The 10,978-nt window shown below is 71.4% G+C and carries 8 protein-coding genes; 2 read left to right on the top strand and 6 right to left on the bottom strand.

The window, feature by feature from the left end:
• Window positions 1–96: 96 nt before the first annotated feature.
• Window positions 97–1,557, top strand: coding sequence for a serine/threonine-protein kinase (locus MBA17_RS49155; RefSeq protein ID WP_274384790.1), 1,461 nt, complete (start codon window positions 97–99; stop codon window positions 1,555–1,557).
• 93 nt (window positions 1,558–1,650) lie between these two features.
• Here MBA17_RS49155 and MBA17_RS04020 read toward each other — a convergent pair whose 3' ends face one another.
• From MBA17_RS04020 to MBA17_RS04010, 3 genes are read right to left on the bottom strand one after another with little or no spacing between them, the layout of a single operon-like run.
• Complete coding sequence (locus MBA17_RS04020) at window positions 1,651–2,580, bottom strand: RluA family pseudouridine synthase (protein ID WP_238494846.1); 930 nt, start codon at window positions 2,578–2,580, stop codon at window positions 1,651–1,653.
• On the bottom strand, window positions 2,577–3,266 hold the full coding sequence (gene lspA, locus MBA17_RS04015; protein WP_238494845.1) for a signal peptidase II: 690 nt from the start codon (window positions 3,264–3,266) through the stop codon (window positions 2,577–2,579). Before lspA ends, MBA17_RS04020 begins: the two co-directional genes overlap by 4 nt.
• Window positions 3,230–3,637: a TraR/DksA family transcriptional regulator gene (locus MBA17_RS04010; protein ID WP_238494844.1), complete on the bottom strand. Its 408-nt coding sequence runs from the start codon at window positions 3,635–3,637 to the stop codon at window positions 3,230–3,232. The genes lspA and MBA17_RS04010 overlap by 37 nt, the downstream gene beginning before the upstream one ends.
• A 472-nt stretch (window positions 3,638–4,109) precedes the next feature.
• Between MBA17_RS04010 and ileS the strand changes: the two genes are divergently transcribed.
• Entirely contained in the window at window positions 4,110–7,280 is a 3,171-nt protein-coding gene (gene ileS / locus MBA17_RS04005) for an isoleucine--tRNA ligase (RefSeq protein WP_238494843.1), read from the top strand.
• Window positions 7,281–7,735: 455 nt separating this feature from the next.
• Here the strand turns inward: ileS and MBA17_RS04000 are convergent, their stop codons facing one another.
• From MBA17_RS04000 to MBA17_RS03990, 3 genes are read right to left on the bottom strand one after another with little or no spacing between them, the layout of a single operon-like run.
• On the bottom strand, window positions 7,736–9,718 hold the full coding sequence (locus tag MBA17_RS04000; RefSeq protein ID WP_238494842.1) for a hypothetical protein: 1,983 nt from the start codon (window positions 9,716–9,718) through the stop codon (window positions 7,736–7,738).
• Between the two features lie 46 nt (window positions 9,719–9,764).
• The gene (locus tag MBA17_RS03995) at window positions 9,765–10,625 is read right to left on the bottom strand and encodes a DivIVA domain-containing protein (RefSeq protein WP_238494841.1); all 861 of its coding nucleotides are present in this window, start codon (window positions 10,623–10,625) and stop codon (window positions 9,765–9,767) included.
• A gap of 48 nt (window positions 10,626–10,673) precedes the next feature.
• A complete protein-coding gene (locus MBA17_RS03990; RefSeq protein WP_238495038.1) occupies window positions 10,674–10,961 on the bottom strand; it encodes a YggT family protein in 288 nt (95 codons plus the stop codon).
• Window positions 10,962–10,978 lie beyond the last annotated feature (17 nt).

The following is a 10,978-nucleotide window of genomic DNA, read 5'->3' as shown; positions in this document are numbered from 1 at the left end:
GGCCGCGCACCTGCCAAGCCATCACCGTCCAAATCCCGGCACCAGATCCGGATAAATCACTGAATGTCGGACTGCTTCTTGGGTAGCTCGTCCGTCATGTCCGATTCTGAAGGGCCCGGCCACGTCGTCGGCGGGCGCTACCGGTTGCTCGAACCCATCGGCCGCGGCGGCATGGGCACCGTCTGGCGCGCCCACGACGAGGTCCTCGGCCGGGACATCGCGATCAAGGAGATCACTCCGCCGCCCGAGATGGCGGGGCCGGAGCGGGAGATCTTCAACATACGCACGTTCCGCGAGGCCAGAGCCGCGGGCCGGGTCAGCCACCCGGGGGTCGCCGCCGTCTACGACGTGCTGGAGGAACGAGGGCATCCGTGGATCGCGATGCAGCTCGTCCCCTCCAGGTCGCTGGGAGCCGCCCTGCGGGAGGATGGCCCGCTCTCCCCCGCCGAGGCCGCCGGGATCGGCGTCCAGATCCTCGCCGCGTTGCAGGCCGCCCATCTGGCCGGTGTGCTGCACCGCGACATCAAGCCTGACAACGTCCTGCTGACCGACGACGGCCGTGCGGTGCTCACCGACTTCGGCATCGCCACGCTCGAAGACGACGCCTCGGTGACCCGCACCGGCACCCTGATCGGCACCCCTGCGTTCATCGCCCCGGAACGCGCGGCGGGCGGCGACGCCGTACGCGCCTCCGATCTCTGGTCGCTCGGGGTGACGCTCTACCTCGCGGTCGAGGGCCGCTCCCCCTTCCAGCGCGGCCACGCCCTGGCCACCCTCGCGGCCGTCATCCACGACGCCCCGGCCCCGCTGAGCCGCGCCGGGGCCCTGACCCCGATCATCATGGGCCTGCTGTGCAAGGACCCCGCCGAACGCCTCACCGCGGAAGAGACCGCCGCCGGGCTGAACGCCCTGGTGATGGGCTTGTCACCGCAGAACACCACGCCCATCTCGCTCGCCGCCGGACGTTCCCCGCCGGACCCGCCGCCCACTCCGTTCCCGCCGCAACCCGTCTCGCCCGAGGGCGGCCGCCGTCCCGCCGCCGCTCCGCCGGTCGCCCCCGAGGTCAGGACCACGGAGAACGGAGGCATGGCGAAGCTGGGCGCGCTGGCCGGACTGACGGCGCTGACGCTCACCGTGGGGATGGTGAGCGGCGGGATGGCCTGGCTGTCCGCGCGCCCGCCCGCCGGGCCCGCCGGACCGGCGATCGTCCAGACGTCCGCCACCGGCACGCCCTCCCCCGGCATGTCGGCCGACGCCCCCGCACCGCCCCCCGACCAGCACGTACGGCACAGCCCACCGGAGACCGGTCCCACCCAGCCGAGCCCCACGCCCAGCGCCACGTCCGACGGCCCCGCCGACCGCGACGAGCCGCGGAACGAGCCGACCCGCACCCCGAAGGACGAAGAAGACAAGCCGAAGAAGCCCACAGCGAAGCCGACGGAGAAGCCGACACAGGACCAGCAGTCCCCGCCCCCCGAGGACGACGAGGAGGAGCCGTCCGACGACGAGGACGCCCCCGGCGAGATCTCCCCGGGGCCGGCCGTCGATGGCGCCTGACCACGCCGCCAACCCCGGCGGAAGACCGCTGTAACGCGTTCTTCGCACACGGAGAAACAGGCGGCGGCGGACGTACCGCCCGAGACGCGGGTGTCAGGACTCGCGTCGCACCTGGTCGAGGGCCTGGCTGAGGTCCTGGGGATAGTCGGTGCTGAAGGAGACCCGTTCGCCGCTGGTGGGGTGCTCGAAGGCGAGGGAGACGGCGTGCAGCCACTGCCGGGTCACGCCCAGCCGGGCGGCGAGGGTGGGGTCGGCGCCGTAGAGGAGGTCGCCCACGCAGGGGTGGCGGAGGGCGGACATGTGGACGCGAATCTGATGGGTCCGCCCGGTTTCGAGCTTGATGTCCAGCAGGGAGGCGGCCCGGAACGCCTCGATCGTGTCGTAGTGCGTGATCGACGGCTTGCCGCCGGCGACCACGGCGAAGCGGCCGTCGCCCGAGGGATGGCGGTCGATGGGGGCGTCGACGGTGCCGCGCAGCGGATCGGGGTGACCCTGGACGAGGGCGTGGTACCGCTTGTCGACGGTCCGCTCCTTGAACGCCCGCTTGAGCCGGGAGTAGGCGACCTCGCTCTTGGCCACGACCATCACGCCGGTGGTGTTGGCGTCGAGGCGGTGGACGATGCCCTGACGCTCGGCCGCGCCGCTGGTGGCCACCTGGTGGCCGGCGCCGAGGAGGCCGCCGAGGACGGTCGGGCCGGTCCAGCCGACGGTCGGATGGGCGGCGACGCCGATCGGCTTGTTGATCACCACGATGTCGGCGTCCTCGTGCACGATCTTCATGCCGGGGACGGGCTCGGCGACCGGGAGAGGGGCGGAGACGGGCGGCGGCAGGGTGACCTCCAGCCAGGCGCCCGCGTGGACCCGGTCCGACTTGGCCGCCGAGGCCCCGTCGACCAGGACGTCACCGGAGACGATCAGCTCGGCGGCACGCGTACGGGAGAAGCCGAACAGCCGGGAGAGGGCCGCGTCGAGGCGCTCCCCCTCCAGTCCGTCGGGGACGGCGAGGCTGCGCTGGTCGCTCAACTGTCCGCTCCGTGCTGGCGAGTGCCGTCGAGTTGGTAACCGCGCCAGGCCAGGAAGACCGCGAGGATGCCGCCGCAGACGATCGAGGAGTCGGCGACGTTGAAGATGGGGAACCCGGTGGCGGGGAAGACCTGGACGAAGTCGACCACATGGCCCTGCAGCGGCGACGGAGAGCGCAGGATCCGGTCGGTCAGGTTGCCGAAGGCGCCGCCGAGCAGCAGGCCGAGCGTGATCGCCCAGGGCAGGCTGCGCAGGTTGCGTGCCGTACGGAGGATCGCGATCACCACGCCGGTGGCGATCAGGGTGAGCAGCAGCGTCAGGCCCGCGCCGATGCTGAAGGCGGCGCCGGAGTTGCGGATGACGCGGAGTTGCAGCACGTCGGCGATGAGCTGGACGGGCTCGCGACCCTCCAGGTACTCGACGACGAGGACCTTGGTGATCAGGTCGAGGATGTAGATCACGGCGGCGATCGCCGCCAGGATGCCGAGCCTGCGTGCCCGGGGCGCCTCCGCGACGGGCGCGGAATCGGAGTCGGCGGGACCCGCAGCGGAGTCGGCGGGGGTCTCGGCAGGGTTTCCGCCGGTGGAGGCAGTGTCCTCTGGCGGGCCGAGCGGGGGTCGCCCGGCGCCGCCGTCGTCCTCCCGCTCGTTCAGCGGCGTTCCTCCCGCTGCTTGCAGGCCACGCACAGTGTCGCCCTCGGAAAGGCTTTCAGCCGTTCCTTGCCGATCGGCTTGTGACACGATTCGCACACTCCATAGGTCCCCGCGTCGATCCGGGCGATCGCTCGCTCGTTCTGCGCGAGCAGGTCGCGCGTGTTAAGGGTAAGGGCGATTTCGCGTTCACGCTCATAGGTCTTGGCGCCGGCGTCGGCCTGGTCGTCGCCCGCCCCGTCGGTGATGTCACCCGAGGCTATCTGCGACTCCGACCTGGCGATGTCGGCGCGGAGTTCGTCGTTCTCCTTGTCGAGGCGGCTCCGGACCGCCGCGAACTCCTCCTCAGTCCAGGCTTCCTCCGCCTGGACGGCCGTGCTCTTACCGGCGCGTGCGGTTGCGGCCATTCCGGCCTCCTAGCTGCTCAAGCAGGTCGACAGTGCCGAGAGCATAGGTCGCCCGATAACAGAACGGCAAACGACTCGCCGGGACATTTACCCCTCCAGGAACAACCAGGCACGTCCTTCTCATAGCCGTACCCGGGAAAGCGGGAAGCGAGCGCCCCCCACCTTGCGTTATCGTGTGGAACGCGGGAGCGAGTACGGCCCGCGCGCACTGCAAGGCGTCGATGGGGACAGTAGCTCCAGGCACCCTCGCACGAGCGACCCGGGGATGGTGTGAGCCCGGGGCGAGCCCTCGGAAGGAAGATCACCCCGGAGCCGCCGGAAGAACGGCCCGCCACGGGCTGACTAGACCCGGCAGCAGGCACCAAGAGTGGGCCACCCGCGCAGGGGGCCAAGGAGGGTGGTACCGCGGAGCCCTGACCGGCTTCGTCCCTCCACGCACGGTAAGCCGAGCTTTCGCGTGGAGGTCCACCCGATGTCGTCACCCTATTTCCGCCCGCTCCCCTCTCAGGTCGACCTGCCCGCCCTCGAACACGAGGTGCTCGCCAAGTGGCAGGACGGGAAGGTCTTCGAGCGTTCCGTCGAGCAGACCGCCACCGGTCCCTCCTGGATCTTCTACGAGGGCCCGCCCACCGCCAACGGCATGCCCGGCGTGCACCACGTCGAGGCCCGGGTGTTCAAGGACGCCTTCCCCCGCTACCGGTCGATGCGCGGCTACCACGTGCCGCGCAAGGCCGGCTGGGACTGCCACGGCCTGCCCGTGGAGGTCGCCGTGGAGAAGGAGCTCGGCCTGTCGGGCAAGCCCGAGATCGAGGCGTACGGCATCGCCGAGTTCAACGCCCGCTGCCGCGAGTCGGTGCTGCGGCACGTGGACGCCTTCGAGGAGATGACCGAGCGGATGGGCTACTGGGTGGACACCTCCCAGGCCTACCGCACCATGGACGCCTCCTACGTCGAGGCCGTCTGGTGGTCGCTGAAGAACATCTGGGACAAGGAACTGCTGTTCCGCGACTTCCGCATCACGCCGTACTGCCCGCGCTGCGGCACCGGCCTGTCCGACCACGAACTGGGCCAGCCCGGCGGCTACGAGACCATCACCAGCCCGTCGGTGTACGTCAAGATGCCCATCACCGCCGGCCCCCTCGCCGACCTCGGCGCGTCCCTGCTCGTCTGGACCACCACGCCCTGGACCCTGGTGTCCAACACGGCCGTCGCCGTCCACCCCGAGGTGACCTACGTGGCCGCGCGCCCCGCGGGCTCGGACGAGGTGCTGGTCGTCGCCGAACCGCTGCTCGCCGCGGTGCTCGGTGAGGACGCCGAGCGGCTCGCCGGCGTCCCCGGCACGGAGCTGGAGCACACCACCTACACGCGGCCCTTCGAGCTGGTCGACATCCCGGGCGCGCACTACGTGGTCCTCGCCGACTACGTCACCGTCGAGGACGGCACCGGACTGGTCCACCAGGCGCCCGCCTTCGGCGCCGACGACCTGACGATCTGCAAGCGGTACGGCCTGCCCGTGGTGAACCCGATCGGCCCCGACGGGCGTTTCCTCGCCGAGGTGCCCATGGTCGGCGGGCAGTTCTTCAAGGACGCCGACGAGGACCTCACCGAGGACCTCCGCCGGCGCGGCCTGCTGTTCCGCGGCGGCCACTTCGACCACAGCTACCCGCACTGCTGGCGCTGTCACACGGCGCTGCTCTACTACGCCCTCCCTTCGTGGTACATCCGCACCACCGCCATCAAGGACCGGATGCTCGCCGAGAACGAGAAGACCTCCTGGTTCCCCGAGTCGATCAAGAACGGCCGGTACGGCGAGTGGCTGCGCAACAACGTCGACTGGGCGCTGTCCCGATCCAGATACTGGGGCACGCCGCTGCCGCTGTGGATCTGCTCGGCCGACGAGTCGCACGTCACCTGCGTGGGCTCGCTCGCCGAGCTGGGCAGGCACGCGGGCCGCGACCTGACCGCGCTCGACCCGCACCGCCCCTTCGTCGACGACGTCACCTTCGACTGCCCGACCTGCGGCGAGGAGGCCCGAAGGGTCCCCGACGTGATCGACGCCTGGTACGACTCGGGCTCGATGCCGTTCGCCCAGTGGGGCGCGCCGCACGTCAACAAGGAGGTCTTCGAGGCGTCCTTCCCCGGCCAGTTCATCTGCGAGGCCACCGACCAGACGCGCGGCTGGTTCTACTCGATGATGGCGGTCAGCACCCTGGTCTTCGACCGCAGCTCCTATGAGAACGTGCTGTGCCTCGGCCTGATCCTCGCCGAGGACGGCCGCAAGATGAGCAAGCACCTGGACAACGTGCTGAAGCCCATGCCGCTCATGGAGCAGCACGGAGCCGACGCCCTGCGCTGGTTCATGGCCTGCGCGGGCTCCCCGTGGGCCGCCCGCCGGGTCGGCCACGGCGCCCTGGAGGAGATCGTCCGGAAGGTCCTGCTGACCTACTGGAACACCGCCTCCTTCTTCGTGCTCTACGCCAACGCGGAGTCCTGGTCACCGGCGATGCTCGCCGAGGCTCCGCCGTACGGGGAACGGCCGCTGATCGACCGGTGGGCGCTCGCCGAACTGCACCGCACGGTCACCGAGGTCACCGCGTCGATGGAGGAGTACGACACCGCGCGGGCGGGGCGCCGGCTGGCCGCGTTCCTCGACGACCTGTCCAACTGGTACGTACGGCGTTCCCGGCGCCGGTTCTGGGAGGGCGAGACGTCGGCGTTCGCCACGCTGTACGAGTGCCTGGAGACGGTGACCCGGCTGATGGCGCCCGTCACGCCGTTCCTCACCGACCACGTGTGGGACGTGCTGCGCGGCCCCGGCGACCCCACCTCGGTCCACCTCACCACCTGGCCGGACGCCGAGGCCGCGCTCCTGAACCCCGCGCTGTCGGAGCAGATGGCCCTGGTCCGGCGGCTCGTCGAGCTCGGCCGGTCCGCTCGCGCCTCCTCGGGCGTCAGGACCCGCCAGCCGCTCGGCCGCGCGCTCGTCGGCGCCCCCGGCTGGGCCACGCTCTCCGGCGAGCTGCGCGACCTCATCGCCGACGAGCTGAACGTGCAGTCACTCGAAGACCTCTCCGGCATCGGCGCCGACCTGGTCTCCTTCACCGTCAAGCCCAACTTCCGCGCCCTGGGCAAGCGGTTCGGCGGTCAGACCAAGCTGGTCGCCGCCGCGATCACCGCCGCCGACCCCGCCACCGTGGCGCGCGCCCTGCGGTCGGGCGAGGCCGTCACCCTGCGGGCCGCCGAGGTCGGCACGGTGGACCTCGGGCCCGATGATGTGATCATCACCGAGCAGCCGAAGTCCGGCTGGGCGGTGGAGACCGGGGCGATCGACACCGGGACCGGTGAGACCGTGGCCCTCGACCTGACGATGACCGACGAGCTGCGGCGCGCCGGTCTCATCCGCGAGGTGATCCGGCTGGTCCAGGACGCCCGCAAGTCCACCGGCCTGTCGATCACCGACCGGATCGACGTGTGGTGGTCCACCTCCGACCCCGACCTGGCCGGCGCCCTGCGCACCCAGGGCCGGACGGTCGCCGACGAGGTCCTCGCCACGTCCCTCACCGAGTCCGTCCACCCCGGTCTCCCCACCCACGAGGACACCGACCTTCACCTCACCTTCCAGCTCCAGCGCGCCACCGCCTGACCGACGTACGTTCCGGGGCCCCTCGGGGTCCCGGAACATCGGCTCGGGGTCCCGTCCCGGAACATCGGCCAGGTGCCGGTGACCTGGTGCGGGCGATCAGAGCCGGCTCAGCGGGTACCCCCAACCGGTGGGCAGGACCAGATGCGCTCGCTGACGCGCCAGAGGCGCTCCCGACGGCGCCCCGGCGGCGGGCGGTGTCAGAGTGCCCGCCGTAGTCGTCGTACGCACTCGGCCGACTCCGCGAGGTCGGTGGCGGCGGCGAAGCCAAGGCAGGCAGAGCGCAGGCAGGGCGCACACGCCGAGCGCGCAGGCAGAGCGCGCAGGCAGAGCGCGCAGGCAGAGCAGCGGTGGTTCAGTGCCGAAGTAGCGGCGGCAGGCCCTGACGGCGATGCCCTGCGGGTGGCGCCGGCGGCTACGCCAGGTCACCCCGGGTCGCCGCCGACGGGCACCTGCTGCTAGCCGACGATCTGGTGGTCGTGCCGGCACACCGAGCAGCTGCTGAGGCCGCCGGCTTCGGCCGCCGAGCGGGACAGGGTCTCCAGCCCGCTGTCATCGATGCCGCGGATCAACGGGCAGGTGGCGCTGTGGAACCGCCGGGTGCCTGTGATGATCTTCACGGTGCCCCGGGCCGCGTCCTTGGGATCGGGATCGGCCGCTTCGCGCTGCTGCCGATCGGGCGCCGGGGTCGGTCGTTCAGCCTCGTCGTCGTCACCGCTGCGGGCCTCGGCGGACGACTGGGTGCGGCCGGGCGTCTCTCGCGGCGGGGTGCCGTTCGTGCCGGTGGCCGGGCCTGAACCCCTTCCGGGGGCGGGTGCGGCCTTCTCGGGGGTGCCGCCGTCGTCCACGACCACGACCGCGTCGAGCGGGTCGGGGTCATCGGGCGCGTCGTCCCTCTCCGGAGAGGAGCCCTTGGGAGGATTCGATGCCTGCCCGGCAGCCTCCGTCGCGGCCCTGCCCGGCTCGTCCTTCTTACGGGCGGGCGTTCCAGCGGAGGAGCCGGGGACCGCCTGATCGGCGGCGGCGTCCGGCTTTCGCGCCGGGGAGGAGGGGATCGCGTCAGCGGAGCCGCCGGAGACCTGCGGCCCGGGGCGTCCGGATGCGGTGACCACCGGCTCGGAGGCGGCCGGGCTTCCGGGGGCGGCCGGCTCGGAGGGGTCCGAGCTTCCGGGGGTGGCCGACTTGGCGACGGGACCCTCGTCACGGGAATCCGATTCCTGGCGGCTGAACCATGACAGGGCTTCTGATCCGGATCCGGTGGTGCCGGAGGACTTCGGTCCAGCGGAAGAAGGTGCGGTCTGCTCGACTGCCGGACGACCCGGGGGCGGCGCGTCCTGGGATGCCGCCGTGTCACGGGCTTTCTGGCCGCTTTTCTGGCCGCTTTCCTGGCCGCGGGACGGAACCGACCCGGATGCCGGAGTCCCGTCGGTCGAGCCTGAACCATCGGTGCCGGGTTTCGCCGGTCCGGAGGAACCAGCCGGAGCGGGCTCAGAACCACCCGCGACGCGTTCGGCACTCTCGGGACCACTGGCCGGACGTTCGGGACCGGCGGGGCGCTGCGCGGCGCCGGGGCTCCGCTCTGGACCACGGGCAGCGCGCTCGGAACCGGTGGGAGCGCGTTCGGGGCCGGTGGGAGCGGACTCCGGGGAGGCGGCGGAGATGCCGGGGACGGGCAGGGGCCACGAGGTGCCGGGGCTCGGGCGGCCTGGTGTGGGCACGGCGGGGGCCCTGGGGTCCACGGCCGGGGGCCCGGCGGGAACGGGTCCGGTGGGCCTGGATGGCGCCTGGGCAGGGGAGATCGTGGATTCCAGGCGGACCGGGTCGGGGCGGCCTGCGGCGGCTTCCCTGGCCGCGCGGACGGGGGCGGTCGTCGGTTCGGCGAACGAGCGCTCCGAGTCGGAATCGGAAGTGGGGGGTGTCTGGACGCCGCCGAGCGCGGCGTCGGGCAGGCAGGAGGTGCAGGGCGTGAAGCCCTCCTCGCGTGCCTCCTCGTAGGTGAGCTCCTCATGATCGCGCCCGGCCAGCTGTCGGCAGCCGGGAACGTGGTAGCGCTTGCGCCCGGGGATCACCAGGACGATCGCGTCCGGCGAGACCCCTGAGCCGGGTCTGGGGGCTGCTGGCATCCTTCCCGCGGCCATGGCGTGGGCACGGGGCGGAATGGGGCTCGTGGCTCGCTGCTGAGCCGTCTGCGGCACCATCATGGGCGGCCCCATCGGCGGAGGGGGAAGAGGAGCGGACGGGGGCGTCAATGCCTCCGTCCGGTCTCGTCCACCACTGGGGAACAGCTCGTGTCGGCGTAGCAACACCGCGATCAGCAGGAAGACCGCGGACAGCACGCTGACCACGATCGACCACATCACGAGGAACGGCTCGGCCAGCACGAGGCCCGCGATCAGCAAGACGATCGCTGCGAGCACGAAACCGGCGCTGACAAGGATCACAGGGAAACTCCCACTAGCGGGTCAGGAGGGAAGATGACCCGAGAGCCTACCTGCGATCGTTGTGCGGACCGTCAGCCGTCTGGAACGCCTGGTGCTGCGACGGGTCGCCGCCGAAGGGGCCGGGTGCGCCGGGGAGCTGCTGCTGGTTGCCCGCGTGGGACATCGCAGGGCCGCCCGGCATCTGGCCGCCGACCACCGGGAAGGCGCCGCTGCCCTCGGCCGAGACGTCCAGCTTGTGAAGCTGGTCCTCCAGGTAGAGCTTCAGGCGGCTGCGGTACTCCCGCTCGAAGCTGCGCAGCTCCTCGACCTTCCGCTCCAGCTCGTCGCGGGTCTGCACCAGCGAGCCCATGGCCTGACGGTGCCGCTCCTGCGCGTCGCGCTCCAGCGTCTCGGCCCGGGCACGGGCGTCACCGATGACCTGCTCGGCCTGGCGGCGTGCCTTGCCGAGGATGTCGTCGGCCTCGCGGCGCGCCCTGGTCACGGTCTCGTCCGCCTCGCGACGGGCGTCGGAGATGGCCTGGTCGGCCGTCTGCTGGGCAAGCGCGAGCACGCGAGCCGCAGTGTCCATGTTGTCCTCGGCGGGCGGCATTCCCATGCCCACGGGGACGGGCTGCGGCTGCTGCTGCGGCGGCTCCGGCGGCTTCATCGGCTCCGGCTGCGGCGCCATCATCTCAGGCTTGGGCTCGGCGACCGGTGCGGGGGCCATGCTCATGCCCATCCCGCCGGGCACCTTGCCACGGAGGCACTCCGCCAGTTTGGCGCGGAGCTCCTCGTTCTCCTGGATGAGGCGGTCGAGCTCTGCCTCCACCTCGTCAAGGAAGGCGTCTACCTCTTCCTCGTCGTACCCCGGCCGCAGCCGGGTCGTACTGAACTGCTTGTTCCGCACATCGGCGGGCGTCAGCGGCATTTCGGTCTCCTTGGCGCGCTTGGAGTTTGTCCGGAGGGACGGTACCCGTCAACGAAGCGCGGACACGAGTTGGATCAAGACCAAGACCACAATGAAGAGCACTGTGAAGCTTAGGTCAAAGGCCACCGTACCCAACCGGAGCGGCGGAATGAAACGGCGGAGGAACTTGAGAGGTGGGTCCGTGACCGTGTATGTGGCCTCCGCCAGCACCAGCACGGCCCCTGTCGGCCGCCACTGGCGCGCGAACGCCTGCACCGTCTCGAAGATCATTCTACCGATGAGCAGTACCAGATAGATCGACAGGACAACTACCAAGATCTCGCTAACGATCCCCACAGCGTTGTCCTGCCTCC

The organism is Dolomitihabitans soli (genome assembly GCF_022213955.1).
GTDB lineage: Bacteria > Actinomycetota > Actinomycetes > Streptosporangiales > Streptosporangiaceae > Streptosporangium_A > Streptosporangium_A soli.
This window is presented reverse-complemented; position numbering and strand designations above follow the sequence as displayed.